This window comes from Bacillus sp. 01N45, assembly GCF_056399205.1.
Genome location: NZ_JBFTQW010000001.1, coordinates 579,677 through 600,742 on the forward strand (window position 1 = coordinate 579,677; position 21,066 = coordinate 600,742).

Annotated in this window: 22 protein-coding genes; 3 read left to right on the forward strand and 19 right to left on the reverse strand. The window is 37.4% G+C overall.

Annotated elements, in window-relative coordinates; all coding sequences use genetic code 11:
* Window positions 1–4: 4 nt before the first annotated feature.
* From AC1DMU_RS03075 to gpr, 11 genes are all read right to left on the reverse strand, one after another.
* On the reverse strand, window positions 5–754 hold the full coding sequence (locus tag AC1DMU_RS03075) for a 16S rRNA (uracil(1498)-N(3))-methyltransferase (protein ID WP_064474770.1): 750 nt from the start codon (window positions 752–754) through the stop codon (window positions 5–7).
* A gap of 145 nt (window positions 755–899) precedes the next feature.
* Entirely contained in the window at window positions 900–1,838 is a 939-nt protein-coding gene (gene prmA / locus AC1DMU_RS03080) for a 50S ribosomal protein L11 methyltransferase (RefSeq protein WP_000872122.1), read from the reverse strand.
* A 28-nt stretch (window positions 1,839–1,866) separates the two neighbouring features.
* Window positions 1,867–2,982, reverse strand: a complete 1,116-nt coding sequence (gene dnaJ / locus AC1DMU_RS03085; RefSeq protein ID WP_088064429.1) for a chaperone protein DnaJ — start codon at window positions 2,980–2,982, stop codon at window positions 1,867–1,869.
* 193 nt (window positions 2,983–3,175) lie between these two features.
* On the reverse strand, window positions 3,176–5,011 hold the full coding sequence (gene dnaK / locus AC1DMU_RS03090) for a chaperone protein DnaK (protein ID WP_000034697.1): 1,836 nt from the start codon (window positions 5,009–5,011) through the stop codon (window positions 3,176–3,178).
* A gap of 26 nt (window positions 5,012–5,037) precedes the next feature.
* Window positions 5,038–5,604, reverse strand: a complete 567-nt coding sequence (gene grpE, locus AC1DMU_RS03095; RefSeq protein ID WP_088064430.1) for a nucleotide exchange factor GrpE — start codon at window positions 5,602–5,604, stop codon at window positions 5,038–5,040.
* Window positions 5,605–5,718: 114 nt separating this feature from the next.
* Window positions 5,719–6,735 carry a heat-inducible transcriptional repressor HrcA gene (gene hrcA, locus AC1DMU_RS03100; RefSeq protein WP_000954947.1) on the reverse strand — a complete coding sequence of 339 codons (1,017 nt, stop codon included), beginning with the start codon at window positions 6,733–6,735 and terminating at the stop codon, window positions 5,719–5,721.
* A 133-nt stretch (window positions 6,736–6,868) separates the two neighbouring features.
* Window positions 6,869–8,008 carry a radical SAM family heme chaperone HemW gene (gene hemW / locus AC1DMU_RS03105; protein ID WP_000249446.1) on the reverse strand — a complete coding sequence of 380 codons (1,140 nt, stop codon included), beginning with the start codon at window positions 8,006–8,008 and terminating at the stop codon, window positions 6,869–6,871.
* Between the two features lie 51 nt (window positions 8,009–8,059).
* Window positions 8,060–8,434, reverse strand: coding sequence for a winged helix-turn-helix transcriptional regulator (locus tag AC1DMU_RS03110; RefSeq protein ID WP_001293536.1), 375 nt, complete (start codon window positions 8,432–8,434; stop codon window positions 8,060–8,062).
* A gap of 160 nt (window positions 8,435–8,594) precedes the next feature.
* Window positions 8,595–10,418 (reverse strand): elongation factor 4, encoded by a 1,824-nt coding sequence (lepA, locus tag AC1DMU_RS03115; protein ID WP_001030960.1) that lies wholly within the window; start codon window positions 10,416–10,418, stop codon window positions 8,595–8,597.
* A 210-nt stretch (window positions 10,419–10,628) separates the two neighbouring features.
* A complete protein-coding gene (locus tag AC1DMU_RS03120; RefSeq protein WP_002107663.1) occupies window positions 10,629–10,994 on the reverse strand; it encodes a YqxA family protein in 366 nt (121 codons plus the stop codon).
* Window positions 10,991–12,094: a GPR endopeptidase gene (gene gpr, locus AC1DMU_RS03125; protein WP_000662625.1), complete on the reverse strand. Its 1,104-nt coding sequence runs from the start codon at window positions 12,092–12,094 to the stop codon at window positions 10,991–10,993. Before gpr ends, AC1DMU_RS03120 begins: the two co-directional genes overlap by 4 nt.
* 181 nt (window positions 12,095–12,275) lie before the next feature.
* Here gpr and rpsT point away from each other — a divergent pair, with 181 nt between their 5' ends.
* The gene (rpsT, locus tag AC1DMU_RS03130) at window positions 12,276–12,533 is read left to right on the forward strand and encodes a 30S ribosomal protein S20 (RefSeq protein ID WP_001274014.1); all 258 of its coding nucleotides are present in this window, start codon (window positions 12,276–12,278) and stop codon (window positions 12,531–12,533) included.
* An 81-nt stretch (window positions 12,534–12,614) separates the two neighbouring features.
* Here the strand turns inward: rpsT and holA are convergent, their stop codons facing one another.
* Window positions 12,615–13,625 (reverse strand): DNA polymerase III subunit delta, encoded by a 1,011-nt coding sequence (holA, locus tag AC1DMU_RS03135; RefSeq protein WP_001279932.1) that lies wholly within the window; start codon window positions 13,623–13,625, stop codon window positions 12,615–12,617.
* Window positions 13,626–13,970: 345 nt separating this feature from the next.
* On the opposite strand from holA, the gene AC1DMU_RS03140 reads away from it, so the two are divergent.
* The gene (locus AC1DMU_RS03140) at window positions 13,971–14,105 is read left to right on the forward strand and encodes a YqzM family protein (protein WP_000997609.1); all 135 of its coding nucleotides are present in this window, start codon (window positions 13,971–13,973) and stop codon (window positions 14,103–14,105) included.
* Between the two features lie 29 nt (window positions 14,106–14,134).
* Here AC1DMU_RS03140 and AC1DMU_RS03145 read toward each other — a convergent pair whose 3' ends face one another.
* The 3 genes from AC1DMU_RS03145 to AC1DMU_RS03155 form a co-directional block, all read right to left on the reverse strand.
* Window positions 14,135–16,456 carry a DNA internalization-related competence protein ComEC/Rec2 gene (locus AC1DMU_RS03145; protein ID WP_088064431.1) on the reverse strand — a complete coding sequence of 774 codons (2,322 nt, stop codon included), beginning with the start codon at window positions 16,454–16,456 and terminating at the stop codon, window positions 14,135–14,137.
* Between the two features lie 13 nt (window positions 16,457–16,469).
* Entirely contained in the window at window positions 16,470–17,027 is a 558-nt protein-coding gene (locus AC1DMU_RS03150) for a ComE operon protein 2 (RefSeq protein ID WP_000439786.1), read from the reverse strand.
* 63 nt (window positions 17,028–17,090) lie between these two features.
* Window positions 17,091–17,690 (reverse strand): helix-hairpin-helix domain-containing protein, encoded by a 600-nt coding sequence (locus AC1DMU_RS03155; RefSeq protein WP_088064432.1) that lies wholly within the window; start codon window positions 17,688–17,690, stop codon window positions 17,091–17,093.
* Between the two features lie 77 nt (window positions 17,691–17,767).
* Between AC1DMU_RS03155 and comER the strand changes: the two genes are divergently transcribed.
* A complete protein-coding gene (gene comER, locus AC1DMU_RS03160; protein ID WP_088064433.1) occupies window positions 17,768–18,595 on the forward strand; it encodes a late competence protein ComER in 828 nt (275 codons plus the stop codon).
* A gap of 171 nt (window positions 18,596–18,766) precedes the next feature.
* Here comER and AC1DMU_RS03165 read toward each other — a convergent pair whose 3' ends face one another.
* The 4 genes from AC1DMU_RS03165 to nadD are packed head-to-tail and all read right to left on the reverse strand — an operon-like array spanning window position 18,767 to window position 20,994.
* Entirely contained in the window at window positions 18,767–19,516 is a 750-nt protein-coding gene (locus tag AC1DMU_RS03165) for a class I SAM-dependent methyltransferase (protein ID WP_088064434.1), read from the reverse strand.
* Window positions 19,513–19,869 (reverse strand): ribosome silencing factor, encoded by a 357-nt coding sequence (gene rsfS, locus AC1DMU_RS03170; protein ID WP_000653210.1) that lies wholly within the window; start codon window positions 19,867–19,869, stop codon window positions 19,513–19,515. The genes AC1DMU_RS03165 and rsfS overlap by 4 nt, the downstream gene beginning before the upstream one ends.
* Window positions 19,866–20,435, reverse strand: a complete 570-nt coding sequence (gene yqeK, locus AC1DMU_RS03175; protein ID WP_001078363.1) for a bis(5'-nucleosyl)-tetraphosphatase (symmetrical) YqeK — start codon at window positions 20,433–20,435, stop codon at window positions 19,866–19,868. The genes rsfS and yqeK overlap by 4 nt, the downstream gene beginning before the upstream one ends.
* Window positions 20,425–20,994, reverse strand: coding sequence for a nicotinate-nucleotide adenylyltransferase (gene nadD / locus AC1DMU_RS03180; protein WP_060488253.1), 570 nt, complete (start codon window positions 20,992–20,994; stop codon window positions 20,425–20,427). Before nadD ends, yqeK begins: the two co-directional genes overlap by 11 nt.
* Window positions 20,995–21,066: the final 72 nt, after the last annotated feature.

The following is a 21,066-nucleotide window of genomic DNA, read 5'->3' on the forward strand; positions in this document are numbered from 1 at the left end:
ATCATCACCCCATCAATTCAAAATGATACGAAGCAGCACTTAACGCATATAACGGCGCCGTTTCTGTTCTTAAAATTCTTGGTCCTAAACTACATGGTACAAATTTATGTTCACGAAGCGTAGTAATCTCTTCCTCCGCTAAACCACCTTCTGGTCCAAATACAATCAATAGTTTTTGGCCTGGTTTCATCGTCGTTAAAGCTTTAGCAAAATTGGATTTCTCACCTTGTTTTGCTTCCTCTTCGTACGCAACAAGACATACATCATACTCATTGCTCATTGAAAGCAATTGCTTAAATGATGCCGGAGCATGCACTTCTGGAATTTCGCTTCTATGCGATTGTTCCGCAGCTTCTTTCACAATTTTTCTTAAACGCTCAACTTTTTTATCAGCTTTTTTCGCATCCCATTTTACAATAGAGCGAGATGCTTGAAATGGTAAAAATGCGGCCGCCCCAAGCTCAGTTCCTTTTTGGAAAATTAACTCTAGCTTGTCTCCTTTTGGCAGTCCACTTGCAATCGTCACGAAAACAGGAAGTTCACTTGACGCCTCTACCCATTCTACAATAGCCGTATTAATAAATTCACTGGTAATTTCATCAATTGAACATACTGCTGTTTTTCCGTTTACACAGCAATAAATGTGATCACCAGCTGACATACGCATCACTCTTGCGATATGATGTACGTCATCACCTACAATGCGAATACTTGTCTCATTTACATATTTCTCTTCTACAAAATAACGTTGCATATAATCACCTTAGTAGAGTTTCGTTCCTTTCGTAAGTCAACACTTACGAAAAGAACGAAACGTTATCATTTTTTCATATAACAAACGGCAAGTCCCTCACCTTATAGTGAGAGACTCCCCTTTTCATTATAAACTAAAATCTATATTACGCATTTCGTGCAATAATTGCTACCCAATCTTCCATTCGTAATACTTCTTCAATTGTAAATCCAGCTTTTTCTAGCGCTTCAGAAATTATCTTTTCCTTCGCTGCAATAATGCCCGATGTAATAAATAATCCGCCCGACTTCACAACTCTTGCTGCATCCTCAGGGAATAAAAGAATAATTTCTGCTAATAAGTTAGCTACGATTAGATCAACAGGACCTTCAATACCTTCTAAAAGACTATTTTGCCCAACAGACACGATATCATCTGTTTTATTTAAACGTACATTCATTTCTGCACTTTCCACTGCAACCGGATCTAAATCATACGCTTGAACAGAAGACGCACCTAATTTTGCCGCTGCAATACTAAGTACACCAGAACCTGTTCCTACATCAATGACAGTATCACCTGGCTGAACTGTTTTTTCTAAAGCACGAATACACATCGTTGTTGTCGGATGAGTTCCTGTCCCAAACGCCATACCTGGATCTAATTCAATAATTTTTTCTTCCGGAGAAGCTGGTGTATATTCTTCCCACGTCGGCACAATTGTGAATGTATCAGAAATTTGTACTGGATGGTAATATTTTTTCCAAGCAGTAGCCCAATCTTCTTCATTGACTTCGTTAACGGTAATATTTCCAGTACCAATTTCGATGTCGTAAGATGGAAGCATATCAATAGATGATTTTACACCCGCAATCGTTTCCTGTAAAGAATCCGTTTGTGGGAAATATGCTTTTATTAATACACCTTCCGCCGGATATTCATCTGGGTTCAATGCATAAATTTCACCATATTGTTGCTCGCGCTCTTTCGTCAACTCCGCTGGATCCTCAATCGCAACTCCACTAGCACCAGCTTCATGTAAAATATGAGAGACAGCTTCTACTGCTTCTTCTGTTGTATGAATACTAACTTCTGACCATTTCACAATTTACCAACTCCATTTTTTATTTCCATTATTCCCCTTTGAAAGCACGTTTAAGCTTTCCAAATAAACTATCATCCTGCTCTTCTTGTCCCGCAAATTCACGTAATAACTCTTTTTGATGTGAAGTTAATTTCGTCGGTACAACAACACGAACGACTACATATTGATCTCCTTGACCGTATCCACGTACGTTCGGAGCACCTTTTCCTTTTAAGCGGAATTCTGTTCCGGTTTGTGTTCCTGCTGGAATTTTTAGCTTCACTTTCCCATGAACAGTAGGAACTTCCACTTCAGCACCAAGTGCCATTTGCGCAAATGTTAATGGCATTTCACAAATAATGTGATCTCCTTCACGCTCAAAGAATTCATGATTTCTCACATGAACAACAACATATAAATCTCCTGCCGGTCCGCCATTTACGCCCGCTTCACCTTTTCCAGATACACGAATTTGTTGACCATTATCAATACCTGCTGGAATTTTAACATTGATTTTTTTACGTTTACGTACTTTACCAGAACCGTGACACGTCGTACATTTTTCTTTAATCATTTGACCAGTTCCTGAACAATGACCACAAGCTTGACGGTTTACGATACGACCAAATGGTGTATTTTGTTCTACACTTACTTGCCCTGATCCTGAACAATGTTTACATGTTTCTTTTGAAGTTCCTGGTTTCGCTCCGCTACCTTTACAAGTATCACATGGATCTTCTACTGGAATCTCAACATTTAATTCTTTACCAAAAATAGCTTCCTCAAACTCTAAAGTAACTTGATATTGTAAGTCAGCACCTTGACGCGGAGCATTTGGATCACGACGTCTACCGCCACCGCCGCCAAAGAACGAACTAAAGATATCTTCGAAACCGAAGCCACCGCCGAAGTCTCCTCCGCCGCCAAAGCCACCGAAACCTTGATTTGCACCAGCATGACCAAATTGATCATATTGCGCGCGCTTTTGATCGTCGCTTAATACTTCGTATGCTTCTTGTACTTCTTTAAACTTTTCAATTGCATTTTCTTCTTTACTTACGTCTGGATGGTATTTTTTAGCCAAACGACGATACGCTTTTTTTATTTCATCTTTTGAAGCACCCTGGCTAAGTCCAAGGATCTCATAATAGTCTCGTTTACTCATAAATTTACAACCCCCGAATCTTTCACATAAACGTAATTTTAACACCGAAAGAAAGTGCTTTGCAACAAAGTTTCCTCACTTACAGTATGCAAAGTAAAAAACTTAAGAACCTCACACTTTTCTTTTCATTCGTGAAAAAAGCCAAAGTCAAGGCACGCTTGACTTTGACTTTTTGTCATCTTACTTATTTATATTACTTATCTTCTTTTACTTCTTCGAACTCAGCGTCTACTACATTGTCTTTCTTCGCGCCAGCATCTTGTGCTCCTTGTGCACCTTCTGCTTGCCCTGCAGCTGCTTGAGCTTGCTCGTATAATTTAACAGTTAATTGTTGTACGATTTCTTGTAAAGCGTCTTTTTTCGCACGGATTTCCTCAAGCTCGTTCTTCTCGATCGCAGCTTGTAATGCTTCTTTCGCTTCTGTTGCTTTTGCAACTTCAGCCGCATCCACTTTACCTTCTAAATCTTTTACAACTTTATCCGTTTGGAATACAAGTTGGTCAGCTTCGTTACGAAGTTCAACTTCTTCCTTACGTTTTTGGTCAGCGTCAGCATTTGCTTCCGCTTCTTGTACCATACGATCTACTTCTTCATCAGAAAGACCTGAAGAAGATTGGATTGTAATAGTTTGCTCTTTGCTTGTTCCTAAGTCTTTTGCACGTACGTTAACGATACCGTTCGCATCAATATCGAATGTTACTTCGATTTGTGGAATACCACGTGGTGCTGGTGGAAGGTCTGTTAATTGGAAACGACCTAATGTTTTGTTGTCAGCTGACATTGGACGCTCACCTTGTAATACGTGAATGTCTACTGCCGGTTGGTTATCAGCAGCTGTTGAGAATACTTGTGACTTACTTGTTGGAATTGTAGTGTTACGCTCGATTAATTTCGTGAACACACCACCCATAGTTTCAATACCTAAAGAAAGTGGAGTTACGTCTAATAATAGTACGCCTTCTACATCACCAGTAAGTACGCCACCTTGAACTGCAGCACCTAATGCTACAACTTCATCAGGGTTTACACCTTTATATGGTTCTTTACCAGTTTCACGTTTAATAGCTTCTTGTACAGCTGGGATACGAGTAGATCCACCAACAAGGATAACTTTATCTAATTCGCTTGGAGCAAAACCAGCGTCTTTTAATGCACGACGAGTTGGCTCTAACGTTCTTTCAACAAGACCTGCTGAAATCTCTTCGAATTTCGCTCTTGTTAACGTTAATTCTAAGTGTAATGGACCAGCAGCTCCAGCACTAATGAATGGTAATGAAATTTGTGTTTGTGTTACGCCAGAAAGATCTTTTTTCGCTTTTTCAGCTGCATCTTTCAAACGTTGAAGTGCCATTTTATCTTGGCTTAAATCAATGTTATTTTCTTTTTTGAACTCAGCTACTAAGTGGTCAATAATAACTTGGTCAAAGTCATCTCCACCAAGACGGTTGTCACCAGCAGTTGAAATAACTTCGAATGTTCCATCTGCTAACTCAAGGATAGATACGTCAAATGTACCGCCACCTAAGTCATATACTAAGATTTTTTGCTCTTCATCTTGTTTTTCTAAACCGTAAGCAAGCGCTGCTGCTGTTGGTTCGTTAATGATACGCTCAACTTCTAAACCAGCGATACGACCAGCATCTTTTGTTGCTTGACGTTCTGCATCGTTGAAGTATGCAGGTACTGTAATAACAGCTTTCGTTACTGTTTCACCTAAGTATGCTTCAGCAGAAGCTTTTAAGTTTTGTAAAATGATTGCAGAAATTTCTTGAGGTGTATAATCTTTACCTTCAACTTCTACTTTGTAGTCTGTACCCATATGACGTTTAACAGACATGATTGTATTTGGGTTTGTAATTGCTTGACGCTTTGCAACTTCCCCAACTTGACGCTCTTCATTTTTGAAAGCTACAACAGAAGGTGTTGTACGGTTTCCTTCTGGATTTGGGATAACCTTTGGTTCTCCACCTTCCATAACAGCTACACAAGAGTTTGTTGTACCTAAGTCAATACCGATAATTTTACTCATGGCGAATCCTCCTACTTTTATGTAAATTATTGATTTACTTTTACCATTGATGGGCGAATCACACGGTCTTTTAGTTTATAACCTTTTTGGAATTCTTCAACTACCGCGTTTGATTCAAATTCACTATCTTCCACTTGCATAATAGCTTGGTGTTCATTAGGATCAAACTGTTTACCAACAGCTTCAATCGCTTCAACGCCTTCTTTAGTCAACGCTTCTAGCAATTGACGATGCACCATTTCCATACCTTGTAACAAGGGTTTCGTTTGCTCATCAGTTGCTTCCACTTGCATCGCTCTTTCAAAATTATCAAGAGCTGGCAAAATATCTGAAACTAGACTTTGTGCTCTATATTTTTCAGCAGCCTGTTTATCCATTTGGACACGACGCTTATAATTTTCAAAATCAGCTTGTAGACGTAATGTGCGACCTTCCGTTTCCGTTAGCTTCGCTTGTAACTCATCTACTTTTTCTTGTAAAAGAGCAGCCTCACTTTTTTCTTCTACAGTTTTTTCACTGTTTTCTGTCGTGACAGCTTCTTCAACTTGCGCTTCTTTTACTTCTTCTACCACTTGTTCGTTACGCTCTTCCACAATATTCACCTCCTTAAAAGGTATTAGGTATTATGCTGAACACAATTCCTTAAGCATTATATATTACACACAGCAATGAAAATTTCATTACTTGAGCGAATGTATTACTCTCATTTACTTTTTAAGTCCATCAGTAAATTGTCTCGTAAATAACTGTAACAAACTAATTACCCGAGAGTATTGCATTCTTGTCGGACCTAAAATAGCAATTGTTCCAAGCTGTTCTTCTCCAATCGAATATGTTGCAGAAATTAAACTGCAATCTTCCATGGCCGTCGCAGAGTTTTCCCTACCAATGTTCACTTGAATACCTACTTGTTTATGACGCAAAATGTCATAAAACTCGGCTTCATTATCAATCATCGTCAGCAAGGATCTTACTTTGTGAATGTCATGGAACTCTGGTTGCGAAAGCATATTTGCTTTGCCTCCAAAGTATATCTTTTCCGATAAAGGAACTTGAAATGTACCATCTAACATTTTTATTGCACTATCGTAATTATGAACATATCCACGTAAAACTGTAACAATCTCTTTAAAGATTTTGTTATGCAGTTCTGCCATTGGTACACCCGACAGCTTTTCATTTAAAATATTAACCATTTTTTCTAAATCTGATAAATCAACAGATTCCGGAACGGTAATCGTTTTACTTTGTACATGCCCTGTATCAGTTACAATAATAGCGACTGCAGTTTGACGATCAAGCGGTACAATTTGTACGTTTTTAAGTTTATTTGTGCTTAACTTCGGTCCAAGAACAATGGCCGTATAATTCGTAAGCTCTGATAAAATTTGAGCAGATTGCTGTGCAATCTTTTCCGCTTCAAAAATTCTTTCAGCAAATAAATCTTTAATTTGTACAATTTCATCGTTCGGTAAGTTTTGCGGCGCTAAAAGATGGTCTACATAAAAACGATATCCTTTTTCAGAAGGAACACGTCCTGAAGAACTATGCGTTTTCTCAATAAATCCTAGTTCCTCTAAATCAGCCATTTCATTTCGAATAGTAGCTGAACTAAACGTAATTTCATCTTTCTTAGCCAACGTCCTCGACCCAACAGGTTGCGCTGATCCAATAAAGTCATCAATAATTGTTTGTAAAATTAAGAGCTGACGTTCCGTAAGCATCTCATCATCACCTCTGTTAGCACTCTTTGTCTTCGAGTGCTAAATCTATTAATAACTTACCAAAATTGACATTCAATTGTCAACGGAAACGTCACGAAATAATGAAACTTTTTCACGTTTATGGAACATTTAATTAGTCAATCAAAAATGATTGGAATACTTCATTCCCTAATAATTTTCCCTTTCGCGTTAAACGAACATATCCATCTTTCTCTTCAAGCAAGCCTTGTTCTTGATTTTTTTGCAACTGCTTCGCGAAAACTTGATTCATCTCCATATTAAATTTCTTTTGAAACAATATTTTAGATACACCTTGTGTTTTTCGAAGTCCTAAGAACAACTCTTCTTCCATTCTTTCTTTCTCCGTCACCGCGTGAACATCTAAATACGGAAATCCAGTTTCATCGATTTTATTGAAATATTGCTTGAGCGGCCCTACATTTTGGATACGTTCTCCATTTACATAACTATGCGCTCCAGCTCCAAATCCATAATACTCCTCATTATTCCAGTATGTGAGATTGTGTCTACTTTCATTATCACCTTTTGAGAAATTGCTAATTTCATACTGGCTATAGCCGTGTTTCTCCATTTCATCCATTACCATTTCATACATTTTTGCTTCATGATCTTCACCTGGAAGTCTTAATTTCCCTTTATTCATTAAGTTATAAAACACAGTTTTCGGTTCCACAATTAATGAATATGCTGAGAAATGTTGTACACCAAGCGTAAAAGCAATGTCTAATGTTTCTTTTACATCTTCTATCGTCTGCCCTGGCAGAGCATAAATAATATCTACATTTATATTTTTAAAGCCCACTTCCTGCGCTTCTCTAATTGCTACAAATGCATCTTCCCTCGTATGCTTACGCCCAATTTTCTCAAGCAACTCATCCCGAAATGTTTGCACACCAAAACTAATTCGGTTCACTCCACCTTCTAGCAATACATTTAACTTCTCTTTTGGTAAATCACCTGGATTCGCTTCAAATGTTAATTCACAATTTGGAGCAAACGGACGTAAGCGACGGTTTATAATATCTAGTAACTTTTTTGTCTGTTCCATATTTAACGCTGTCGGAGTTCCTCCACCAACAAAAATCGTTTTCATACTATCAAACGGTACTTTTTGAACTGTATTTATTATTTCTTTCTCTAAATACTCTAAATATTGATCGACTGGTTGGCGTTCAATAAACACTTTATTAAAATCACAATAGTGACAAATATGCTGACAAAATGGAATATGAATATATGCAGCTTGAACCAAATATAACTCCTACCTTTCTAAAAAGAAAACCTCCGCACTCCGGAGGAATCTTCACTTCTCTAACGTATTACGAATTTGTTCCATTCGCATTTTTCCCCAATCATACATCATTTCAACGATCGGTAAAAGCGACATGCCTAATTCCGTCATATAATACTCTACTCGCGGAGGAATTTCTGGGTATACTGTTCGGTCAACAATCCCATCTTCCATTAACTCTTTTAATTGGTTCGACAAAACTTTATGAGAAATGCTTGGGAATAATCGTTGTAATTCACTAAAACGATGAGGTCCTTCCACACCAAGATGCCACAGTATCACAACTTTCCACTTCCCGCTAATAATAGAAAGCGTCAATTCCTTTTCACAATTAAAATTGCCATTTTGTATTTTTTCGTGAATATCTTTTCGAATATTTTCGGACATTAATAGTCTCCTAACTCTATATCAATCATTCATAAATATAGCCACCTCACTATTGTAAATGAGAGAAGCTACGTTGTCTAAAAAGTAATTATACATAAAAAAGAAGCCGTATAAACGACTTCTTTTTTTATCTCAATCCGCATGAAATAACAATCAATTATTAGTTGTCATCCATTTTCAGTACAGCCATGAATGCTTCTTGCGGTACTTCTACAGAACCAACAGACTTCATACGTTTTTTACCTTCTTTTTGCTTATCAAGAAGTTTACGCTTACGAGAAATGTCACCACCGTAACATTTCGCAAGTACGTTTTTACGCATCGCCTTAATTGTAGAACGTGCTACAACCTTGTTTCCGATAGTCGCCTGAATTGGTACTTCGAACTGTTGTCTTGGAATTAATTCTTTTAATTTCTCTACGATTACTTTACCACGATCATACGCTGAATCACGGTGTACGATAAATGATAGAGCATCGACTTGTTCGTTATTTAAAAGAATATCCATTTTCACAAGTTTCGATGGTTTGTAGCCAATTAACTCGTAGTCAAACGATGCATATCCTTTCGTATTTGATTTCAACTGATCGAAGAAGTCATATACGATTTCTGATAACGGGATTTCGTATGTTAGTGTAACACGTGTTTCATCTAAATATTGCATATCAATAAACGTTCCACGTTTCCCTTGGCAAATTTCCATTACAGCTCCAACATAGTCATTCGGAACCATAATTGAAGCCTTCACAAACGGCTCTTCTACACGATCAATAGACTGTGGATCTGGCATATTAGATGGATTATCAACAATAACATCTTCACCGTTCGTTAAATAAACTTTATAAATAACGCTTGGTGCTGTTGTAATTAAATCGATTTTAAATTCACGTTCAATACGTTCTTGAATGATTTCCATGTGAAGAAGTCCTAAGAAACCACAACGGAAACCAAATCCTAGCGCTTGAGATGTTTCTGGTTCAAACTCAAGAGCAGAATCGTTTAACTCTAATTTTTCTAACGCATCACGTAAGTCGTTGTAACGTGCAGAATCGATTGGATATAAACCACAGAATACCATTGGGTTTAATTTACGATAACCTGCTAACGCCTCTGCAGCCGGACGTTTTGCATGTGTGATTGTATCACCTACGCGTGTATCACCTACGTTTTTAATAGATGCTGCTAAGAAACCTACATCACCTACTGTTAACTCGTCACGTTGCGTTGTTTTCGGTGTAAACACACCTACTTCTGTTACTTCAAATTCTTTTCCAGTTGCCATCATACGTACTTTATCGCCAACTTTTACCGTTCCATTTACAACACGGATATATGCAATTACACCGCGGTACGGGTCATATAAAGAATCGAAAATCATACATTGTAAAGGCTCTTCTGAATCCCCTGTTGGAGCTGGTACCTTTTCAACGATTTGTTCTAAAATATCTTCAATACCAATACCAGCTTTCGCTGAAGCAAGTACAGCTTCCGATGCATCTAAACCAATTACATCTTCTACCTCTTGACGTACACGTTCTGGGTCCGCACTTGGTAAGTCGATCTTATTAATAACTGGTAATATTTCTAAATTATTATCAAGCGCTAAATATACGTTCGCTAATGTTTGCGCCTCAATCCCTTGTGCTGCATCCACAACAAGAATCGCACCTTCACAAGCCGCTAAACTACGAGATACTTCGTACGTAAAGTCGACGTGTCCTGGAGTATCGATTAAGTGAAGAATATACTCTTCACCGTCTTTCGCTTTATACGTTAGTTGTACTGCATTTAATTTAATTGTAATACCGCGCTCACGCTCTAAATCCATAGAGTCAAGCAATTGAGCTTTCATTTCACGTTGTGTTAACGCGTTTGTTTTCTCTAAAATACGGTCTGCTAACGTTGATTTTCCGTGGTCAATATGAGCAATGATAGAGAAATTACGGATTTTGGACTGTCTTTTTGCTCTTTCTTCTTTGTTCATCTATGTTCTCAACTCCTAATAGTCTCGCCAATATACACTAGCACTGATTATATCAATAGAGCAGCAAAGATTCAATGAAAACTCGTGCTGCTTACAATACAAATCATTCTATCTATATCTTATGCGAACAAACCATAAGAGACAAACTTTTTTCAAATTTAAAAACGGCTGTCGTACAAAATGGTAAGACAACCGTTCTTCCTGCTACCCTTAACTAAAAATCTCTCTCACTTTCCCAACAACTATATCCGTTCCAAACTTTGTTACTTCATAAGTAGCACTTGCTATTGCCATACCAATTCCTTCTACAACATTAAAGCTTTTTAAGCTTTCTAATTGTTTTTGTTTTTCAGCAACGGAAAACGAACTTCCCAAAATTTCTGATTCAGCACCCGCACCCTCTGTTCCTGTCATATGAGCGATTTGTTCATACGACATTTGCTGATAACCTTTCATACTTTTCAAACCATGATTAGCAAGTGCCACCCCTGCTATTATCATAAGTAAACATAAGGCCGCACTACATATACATAAAAGCGAAAAACGGCTTAAACGATTATCGTCTCTTCCCATCAATGTGTATATGCTCCTGTATTATCTTGGTCAATTTGATGATGCAAGGCTGCATTTAAACCACTCGCTATTACATTCGCCATATCCTCTATGAAAGCATCCACTTCTTTCGGAGTCACCATTAAATTATGACCAAGAGGAGATAACACTTCATAAATTAATTTTCTCTTCTCTTCATCTTCCAGTGTACCTACAGCACCTAAAAACATATTCCGACTCTTTTCATCCGGCATATCTTCTTCTGTTAATTTTTTCTTTTCTCCAAATGTAAAACCGGCTGGCAACAAAGAACGGGAAGGTTTGTTTCCTTCTTTCATCTCCCGTCCAAAATGTTTCAAAATAAAATCAATTGTATCGCTTGTAATCGAAACTGCATCAACCACAGTCGGAACACCAATCGCGATAACAGGAATACCCAATGTTTCTTTACTAAGTTCCTTACGCTTATTCCCAACACCCGATCCAGGATGAATTCCCGTATCAGAAATTTGTATCGTACTATTTACTCGTTCAATAGAGCGGGCAGCTAATGCATCAATTGCAATGACAAAGTCTGGCTTCGTCTTCTCAATGATTCCATAAATGACATCGCTCGTTTCGATTCCTGTAATTCCCATTACCCCCGGCCGAATTGCACTAACAGGCCTAAACCCTTCTTCTACACTTTCAGGCTGCAATTGAAACAAATGTCTCGTTACCAATACATTTTCTACAACGATTGGTCCAAGCGCATCTGGCGTTACATTCCAATTCCCAAGACCAACAATTAAACAACTCGCTTCTTTCGTAACGCCAACCTCTTCTAAGAAATAAGAAAATTCTTTTGCAAAAATGCGCTCTACTTTTTGTTGCAGTTCCGTATCTTGTTGACGTATGCCTTGTACTTCAAGCGTTAAATAACTCCCAGGTTTTTTACCCATCGATTCAGAGGCAATTTCATCAATCGTTACTTTTGTAATGGTAATACCTTCTTCTTCCCTCTCTTTGACAATAACTCCTTGTATCCCTTTTTGCTCTTCTTGACTCTCTTGCAGCATTTCATGTGCCTCTACAGCAAGGTCCGTTCTAACACTATATTTACTTAAATCTAATGGTTCTTTCATCGTATCTCCTCCGTAATTCATAGTAAATATCGTTAGATTTCCCAAAGTTATATAAGGTCATTCTTTCCTTTACGTGAAATTTCATTGATATACTATTGCAATTCTCTTCACCGTTTGATAGAATATCACTTGTTCTATGTTAAGAATCGAGTCATTCGATTGCACCAGGGAGGTGAAAAGTATGGCAAACATCAAATCTGCTATCAAACGCGCTAAACTTAGCGAAGAGCGTCGTTCACATAACGCTTCTATCAAGTCTGACATGCGTTCTGCTGTTAAAACTGTAGAAGCTTTAGTTACTAATAACGATCTTGAAAATGCTAAAGAAGCTTTCAAAACTGCTTCTAAAAAACTTGACAAAGCAGCTCGTAAAGGTCTTATCCACCAAAACGCTGCAGCTCGTCAAAAATCTCGCTTAGCGAAACAAGTAAACGCGTAAGGCGTTTAAAAAACGATCCATTTGGATCGTTTTTTTATATACAAAAAGTTCACGTGCTAAGCACGTGAACTTTTTGTTTCATCACATATGATTTAACCGCATTAAGAAAAACTCAAGTACAAGTTTCTTATCCATTTTTCCAGTCTTCATACTATAATCAGCTTCCGCTAATTCTATAATCACTTTTTTTAATTCTTCAAAAGAGAAAAACTTCGTTTGATTCATCGCTAACTTTACACGATATGGATGCACACCAATATGAGACGCAATTTGATTTTGTCCATAACCACGTTGCTGTAACTCTTTCACTTGATAGAGCAAGCGGAATTGACTTACTAATAACGCAAGCAGTTTAATTGGTTCCTCTTGCTGCGTAAATAATCCATCCAAAATTTGCATCGCACCCGCGATATCTTTTTTTACCACTTTTTCTGTCAAAGCAAACACATTTTGTTCAACCGATTTTGGCACAAGCTCCCCAACGAGTTTCGGTGTAATCTCTCCGCCCATACCGACGTATAGCGTTAACTTGTCCATTTCCTTCGCCAACATCGTTACATTACTTCCCACAAGCTCTAACAACAAACTAACAGCTGCATTATCTATATGCACATGCACCTCATCTGCACGAGCAACAATCCACTTCTGAACATCCTGCACTTGCATCGCATTCGCTTCTACTACATCCGCTGTTTTCTTTAATAGTTTTGTAATTTTTTTTCGTTCATCAAGTTTTTCGTAAGGCGCAACAAAAACAAGAATAGAAAATGGAGAAGGCTCCCCAATATATTCTTCTAAAATTTTTATATTTTGCTCTAATTTTTCTTTTTGTGAAGTTAAAAATAGTGGTGATTTTATTAATATCACTTTACGTTCCCCGAAAAAAGGAAGTGTACGTGCATCCTCAACCACATCTTCTAAATACGCTTCTTCTAAATCATATGTCACAACATTAAACTCGCGATCTTCCTCTTCAAGCGCTTCTGTTGTAATAAGCTTTATCGTTTCATTTATAAAAAACGCTTCCGTTCCATACAGTAAATACACTGGAGCAAACTGCTTCTTTTTAATCTTTTTATGTATATCACTCATACTTTTTCCTACTCCCTAACTTGGCAATATATATTTATACTAATGCCCTAGCTTTCGTTTTACAAGTACAAAGGAACAGGCTTTATGACCCGTTCCTTTATTTATATTAAACGCCACGCAATAAGCCCCGGGTTTCTTATTGGTGTGCGGTAATCACCTTCCCTTTATTATTCACAATAAAAATTCGAGTATAAGTGCCAACTGTTAACATGCTTGGAAACAAAAAACTCGCGTTCCTTAATGATCTAAAGTAGTAAAAACGCTCGATTTCTCTTCATATGGAAATTGTAGATTTTTTTCTGACAATATTTTATACTAAAGTGGAATGTTGGGGAGGGATTCTAAATGAATGATTTTGAACAGAACGTTCAAAGTAAACGCAATGACGCTATTGATTCAGGGGTAGGATTTATCGTCTCATTTGGTTTTTTCGCAACACTTTTCATCATTGCAACTGTTATTAAATTTATCGGTTCTTAAAGACTGCTGCTTACTGGCAGTCTTCTTTTTTATCTATCATGTGTTTCATCATATGTGATTTTGCTACGAAAGGTTCCGTGTTCCACTTTAAAAACATAGGAAATAGCGCCTTGCTTATCCGTACGCCATATTTCAATCCCCATCTTCTCCAAACGCCCTATCACTTCCTTATGAGGATGCCCATACCTATTACGCTCACCGACAGAAATAATCGCTACATCAGGCTGTACAGCGCTCAAAAAAGGCACTATAGATGACGTATTACTCCCATGATGAGCAACCTTTAAAACATCCGCCCGTAAATCTGGATACGTAGCTATTAAAAATTTCTCTCCTTCTTCTTCTAAATCACCTGTAAACAGCCACGTTGCCCCTCCTAATTTTGCCCATATTACAATTGAAGCATTATTTTCACTTCTCGCTTTTCCTGTTGGAGCTAACACAAAAAATTCCGCTTCATTTACGCTCCAACTCTCTCCTTCCCCCACTTCACTTATTTTCACTTCCTTTTCTAATGCCTGTTTCTTTAATACTTTTTCTAATACCGCATCTTGTTCTTTTCGGCCAAATACAACTTCTTTTACGGTTATATTTGATAATAACTCTTGCGCAGCACCTATATGATCCGCATCTCCATGCGTTACAATTAATTTATCAATTGTTTTAATCCCTTCCTTTTGTAAATAAGGGATTAAAATATCATTTCCAACAGAAAATTCATGCTTTTTCCGTTGCCATTCTTCCTTATTTGCACGCATTGTGCCACCGGTATCAATGAGGTAAATCTCTTTATCGTACGGGAGGCGAATTAAAATTGCGTCTCCCTGTCCAACATCAAGAAATGTAACACTCCCACTTTCTCGAAAATACGGATATACATAATGACATGTACAAACGAAAAGAAATATACCCGAAGCTACGAACATAATTTTCTTCGACACCCGCCTTTCCCAAACCATCAATATACTAACAATACTCGCGTAATATAGAGCTACAAGAAGTATAGATGTTTGCCCGAAAACAAGGCGGATAAACGGTAAATTTTCACAATAACTTAGAAAATCATTAGAAAGATTCAAACCTATTGATAGTACATTCGCAAGTCCTTTCGCAAGAAACGGGACGATCGGTATAAATACCAAAACGATAATACTACACGGCAATACAATAAGAGATAAAAACGGAACGTATAGGATATTAAGAAAAATACTATATGGAGAAAAATAACCGAAGTGATATAACAAAATCGGAGTACTAACGAGTTGTGAAATAAAAGAAATATAAATGGAATTTCCGATTACTCCATTACTACTATCTAGTAAAAGCGGGGCTGACAAAAGCAAGGCGAAACTACCAACGAACGAAAACTGAAAGCCAATATTAAAGACAAGATACGGATCAAATATAAGCATACATATAGCTGTAACGCTTAAAGCATCTAAGCTAGATAAACGAATAGAACATATGAAAGCAATCAACATCAACACTCCTGTTATAGAAGCTCTTATAACAGACGGTGATGCTCCTGCTAAAATCATATATAGAGGAATGCAAAAGATAAGACATACTGTCGCTATCTCCCTCGTCACACCACTTCTTAGCAAAATAAAATACACAATCACCATTAACAATACGATATGCGATCCTGAAATCGCCAACAAATGTACAAGACCAAATTGCTGATATTGCTCTTCAACTTCAAATGTCATTTGTTGTCTATCACCAAATACTAATGCATTCATAAAAGCACCTGATTGCTCCGGAAACATTTCTGTAACGCCCGAGATTGCTTGCTGTCTCAAAAGAAGAATCCATTGCACGAGTGACAACGATGTTTTTTGGCATTCAGAAATATATGTAGCCTCCAATATGAAATGAATATTTTGCTTATACAAATAATCACGATAATTAAAACCATGAAAGTTCCGAGCTATTGGTGGCTCTTTCCTCTCACCTTCGAATACACATGATACTCCTGCGTGTAATTGTCGCAGTTGTTTCTTTTCCAAGGCCGATTTAATTTTGTAACTTAACTGCACTATATTTTTATTCTGATCTTCAACTTGAAATGTTAGGCGATCCCCGTTAATAAGAGGTGTATTTTGTATTAGCCCCCTTGTAACTTCGTAAGACTCTCCTAGAGGCTTGTTTTGCCCTTGAATATACGTAGTGTACATAGCGCCACTAAAACACGCTAACATACAAAAAAAGAAGGTTTTACGCGAAGTACGGTATAAACAATAGAAAACATACAAAACGAGAAAACAAGTCAGCAGTAAAACTGAAGTGGAAAAGGCAATTGCAATCCCTATGATAAATGAGATTGCAACATAACCCCATTGTCCATACAACTATACTCACTCCTTATAGCATCATTTTTGCTTTCGTGAATACATGCTGTAATTCTTCCATTGATAAGTTTTCTTTTTCTAAAGATGCAAATAGTTCTTTTAACTCCATATGACGCTTTTGATCCTCTAATGCTGCAATATTATATTCTAGCGGAACGTGTTTCACTGTTACATTCGCTTTTTCAAATAACTCTACGGCATATGGATGATTTTTATAATCCTGCGCATAATAAACTGCTGTAATACCACTTTGAATAATCGCCTTACAGCATTGTAAACAAGGGAAATGCGTAACATAAATTTCCGCTTCCTCCGTTTTCACACCGAATTTTGCACACTGTAATAAAGCATTCATTTCTGCGTGAATTGTACGAACACAATGATTATCAATAACGTAGCATCCATCATCTATACAATGTACGCCACCTTTAATTGAACCATTATATCCACCAGCAATAATTCGTTTATCACGAACGATTGTCGCTCCTACTGCAAGCCTTGTACATGTACTACGTAAAGATAGCAGATGGCTTTGCGTCATAAAATATTGATCCCATGAAATTCGTTCCATATTTTTCACCTACTTTTTTGTCTACTTGTAGTGTAGCGAATGAAGAAAAACTTCGTCAATCTTTTACGGAATAATAATTTGATCTTTTATTTTTTCCAATGACTTCACACCGATCCCATCAATCTCTAACAAATCTTCTATTTTCTGAAAAGGACCATGTTCTTCTCGATATTTCAAAATACTTTCTGCTTTCCGAGAACCAATGCCTGTAATTTTTTCAAGTTGTTCTTTAGAAGCCGCATTTATTTGAACTTTCCCCTCCCCCTTTGAAATAGCAGCTACCTCTTGCACTTTTTCGTTTTCATTCGGTACATAAAGGATCATTTGGTCTTGTACCATTTGTGCTAAATTCACCTTCTTCCTATCTGCCTCGGGTAAAAAACCACCTGCCTTTTCAATAGCATCCTTGACCCGGTCCCCTTCTTTCATTTCATACACCCCCTCTTTAACAACAGCCCCTTTCATATCAATTACAATTATTTTTTTCTGCTGCTTTGTATCCGATATTTTTGGTTTACTTTTCTTCTCTAGCTCTTTCGCTTGAACATCCGTTGCAATGACCGTTCGCTCTGTATGCTGGTTCGTTTTCCAAAAAAGAAGAAAAAGTACAGTTCCAATAATAGCTACTAATCCTAACCATTTCTTTGGAAAATCCCACATCATTTTACACCTCTAATCATAAATTTATAACATCATTCATATTGTTTAGGAGAAAGCTGTTACGAAGGAGGGATGAAACATTGAACATAGGAATTATAGGGACAGGGAACATGGGGAATATACTAATCGACGCATTTTTAGAAACCCGTGCTGTCAAACCTTCGTGCCTTACAATGATTAATCGAACGCCCGCCAAAGCATATCATATAAAGGAAAAACACCCTTCTGTTCATATAGCCAAAACTATCGATGAGGTAATCAAACGATCACATCTTATTTTTATTTGCGTAAAGCCGATAGATATATACCCGATCCTACAAAAATACGCTGAACATTTTTCTGATGAAAAGTGCTTAGTTTCTATCACAAGTCCAATATCTCCGTCACAATTAGAGACGCTTGTACCTTGCCACATTGCACGTATCATTCCGAGCATTACAAACCGCGCCCTGTCTGGCGCATCACTATTTACATTTGGAAGTAAATGCTCTGAAGAATGGCAACAAAAGCTATTTCGCCTATTCAAAAACATTTCTACTCCTCTTATGATAGAAGAAGATATAACGCGCGTTTCATCTGATATAGCAAGCTGCGGCCCTGCATTCTTTAGTTATTTATTACAATGTTTCATTAACGCTGCTGTAGATAAAACAAATATTACACATGAAGAAGCCACTACTTTAGTAAGTGAAATGGTCGTTGGAATGGGGAAACTACTTGAAAAAGAGATTTTCACATTGCCTACTTTACAAGAAAAAGTATGTGTTAAAGGCGGCGTTACAGGAGAAGGCATTCGTGTTTTAGAAGAACATGTTGGGGATATGTTTCATAAATTAATTGAGCGGACACACGAGAAATTTGATGAAGATTTAAAATGCGTCGATCAGCAATTCAATAAACACACATAATAAATACGTCATCGTCATTCCAAATCCTTTTTATAAATACTTACTTTTTTACATTACATTTTCACTTAAACTAGTATTTTCATACTTCACGTATATCATCTTCTTATTATGCTAGAACTAAAATTACAACTTCTTTACAAAACAAAAGCAACCTTCTCGGTTGCTTTTGTTTTACCCATTTTTCTTCGCCATGAAGAAAATACGCTCTGTTTGTTCTGTAACTTCAAGTCGCTCAAAGTCACCAGTGACGCGAAGCACGGTAAAACCAGCTTCTTCAAGCCATTTCGTTAACTCTTCGACCTGATATGCACGTTGCACGTGACATTCGTCAAAACGATGGTACACATCTTCTTCTGGGTCTTGAACAAAGAATGTTAAATCATGTTCTACACTATTTGATTCTTCACCAGGGAAGCAATTCCAAATAAGAGATATTTCTTCTCCATTCACTGTGTATATTTCGTTTTGAAATACATGATGTATTTTATATAAAGAATGTACATCAAATAAAAACAAACCATCTTGACGTAAATGGTGAAACACTCTTCGAAATGTTTCTTGCACTCCATCTTCTTGCAATACATAGTTTAATGAGTCACAAAAGATCGTTACACAGTCAAACTCACCTGGAACGTCAAGCTCTCGCATGTCTTGTTGGTAAAAAGGAATAAAGTATCCTTCTCCGCCTAGTTTTTGCTGAGCGACCGTTAACATCTCTTCTGAAAGATCGACACCGATTAAATCGTAACCCTTTTGTACAAGCGGAAGTGTTACATTACCAGTACCGCATGCTACATCAAGAATCTTCGCCTCTTTCATATCCGCTTGCTGTAAACTCTCCTCTGTAAATTCCACCCATTTATCATAAGGAACATCATTCATTAGTTCGTCGTACAACAATGCAAATTGTTCGTATTTCATTGGTCTAGCTCGTCTGTAATATCCTCACGTGGCACATCGCCCCAAAGACGCTCTAAATTATAGTGATTACGCTCATCTTTATGGAATACATGAGCAACTACATCTCCAAGGTCAACTAGTACCCAGCGTGCTTCGTCAAAGCCTTCCATACGTTGTACGTCGATTTGGAACTCATGTGCTTTTGATTTAATTTCACGTGCAATTGCTTGCACTTGCTTATCTGAGTTACCGTGACAAATAATGAAATAATCTGCAATTGGTGAAATACCTTGCATATTTAGGACAACCATATCTTCTGCTCTCTTATCATCAGCTGCTTTTGCTGCTAATACTAATAACTCTTTATCTTTCATTTACTAATTTCCTCCTTGATAACTGCGTTGTATGTTTGGAATGTTAATGGATAAATCGTTTGATTTTTTTCCATTAAAAATTGAATTGTTCGCTTTAACGCAAATAATAAAGCTTGATTTATATCCGTATATGCGAGTTTACGAGCTTCCTCCACCCCTGGAAACTTTCGCCCAGGCTCAATGTAATCAGCTACATAAATTACTTTATCTAACATCGTCATTTTCTCATGACCACTTGTATGATATGTAATAGCTTGCAGGATTTCAGGATCCGTAATGCCTACTTCTTTTTCTACTAAGTATGCCCCAACAGGTGCATGCCATAACTCTTTGTTATAACAAAGTAAATCTTTCGGCAAATCTTCACTTTTAATAATCTCTTCCATCTCAGAAATCGCTCTACACTTCGCATAATCATGGAATATAGCTGCAACTTCAGCCTTTTTTTCATCCACACCGTATAACTTAGCAAGTTCAATTGCTGTCTCCATTACACCTATTGTGTGTATATAACGTTTTTCATGCATTTGTTGTTTGACAATATGAAGTGCTTTCTCACGATTCATACAACCCATTCCTCTCGATATACACCTGTACTTTTTCAGGAAGTAAATATTTACATGTTCGCTTCTCTTTATATCTCTCACGCAATAAAGATGAAGAAACTGCAAACTCCGGAATTTCCACAGTGGTGATAGGATAAGGTGTACGCAATGTATAACCAGGTCTTGCAACCCCAACAAACGTCACAAGATCGAGTAACGCTTCAATGTTATACCACTTCGGTAAATACTCAACCATATCTCCACCAATAATAAAGTGAAACTGCACATCCGGATACTTCTTCGTCAATTGTAACATAGTGTCATACGTATACGATGGGCCCTTTCTGCTTAGCTCTTCTAAACAAATAGAAAAATGTTCCTCTGCCTCAGTCGCAAACTCTAACATTTGTAAGCGATTTTCTACACTTGTAATATTCCGCCCTTGTTTATGCGGTGGAATTTGGTTCGGTAAGAACCATACTTCTTCTAAATTCAAAGCATGATATACTTCATTTGCAATTAGCAAATGCCCATAATGTGGCGGATCAAATGTACCGCCAATGATGCCAATTTTTCTCAAAAGAAACGCCCCTTCCTTTTACCTACAGTAACTCTCTTCATTCCTATCCGAAGAGAGTTCACTGTTAATAAA

Bases quoted from the DNA above. Each gene is read 5' to 3' on its own strand.
- AC1DMU_RS03140 (WP_000997609.1), top strand. From the start codon at position 13,971: ATGAATGATTTTGAACAGAACGTTCAAAGTAAACGCAATGACGCTATT.
- AC1DMU_RS03075 (WP_064474770.1), bottom strand. From the start codon at position 754: ATGCAACGTTATTTTGTAGAAGAGAAATATGTAAATGAGACAAGTATT.
- dnaK (WP_000034697.1), bottom strand. From the start codon at position 5,011: ATGAGTAAAATTATCGGTATTGACTTAGGTACAACAAACTCTTGTGTA.
- gpr (WP_000662625.1), bottom strand. From the start codon at position 12,094: ATGAAAGAACCATTAGATTTAAGTAAATATAGTGTTAGAACGGACCTT.
- hrcA (WP_000954947.1), bottom strand. From the start codon at position 6,735: ATGCTTACGGAACGTCAGCTCTTAATTTTACAAACAATTATTGATGAC.
- AC1DMU_RS03155 (WP_088064432.1), bottom strand. From the start codon at position 17,690: ATGATGTGGGATTTTCCAAAGAAATGGTTAGGATTAGTAGCTATTATT.
- dnaJ (WP_088064429.1), bottom strand. From the start codon at position 2,982: ATGAGTAAACGAGACTATTATGAGATCCTTGGACTTAGCCAGGGTGCT.
- AC1DMU_RS03110 (WP_001293536.1), bottom strand. From the start codon at position 8,434: ATGTCCGAAAATATTCGAAAAGATATTCACGAAAAAATACAAAATGGC.
- lepA (WP_001030960.1), bottom strand. From the start codon at position 10,418: ATGAACAAAGAAGAAAGAGCAAAAAGACAGTCCAAAATCCGTAATTTC.
- rpsT (WP_001274014.1), top strand. From the start codon at position 12,276: ATGGCAAACATCAAATCTGCTATCAAACGCGCTAAACTTAGCGAAGAG.
- holA (WP_001279932.1), bottom strand. From the start codon at position 13,625: ATGAGTGATATACATAAAAAGATTAAAAAGAAGCAGTTTGCTCCAGTG.
- yqeK (WP_001078363.1), bottom strand. From the start codon at position 20,435: ATGAATCGTGAGAAAGCACTTCATATTGTCAAACAACAAATGCATGAA.
- AC1DMU_RS03165 (WP_088064434.1), bottom strand. From the start codon at position 19,516: ATGAAATACGAACAATTTGCATTGTTGTACGACGAACTAATGAATGAT.
- rsfS (WP_000653210.1), bottom strand. From the start codon at position 19,869: ATGAAAGATAAAGAGTTATTAGTATTAGCAGCAAAAGCAGCTGATGAT.
- AC1DMU_RS03150 (WP_000439786.1), bottom strand. From the start codon at position 17,027: ATGGAACGAATTTCATGGGATCAATATTTTATGACGCAAAGCCATCTG.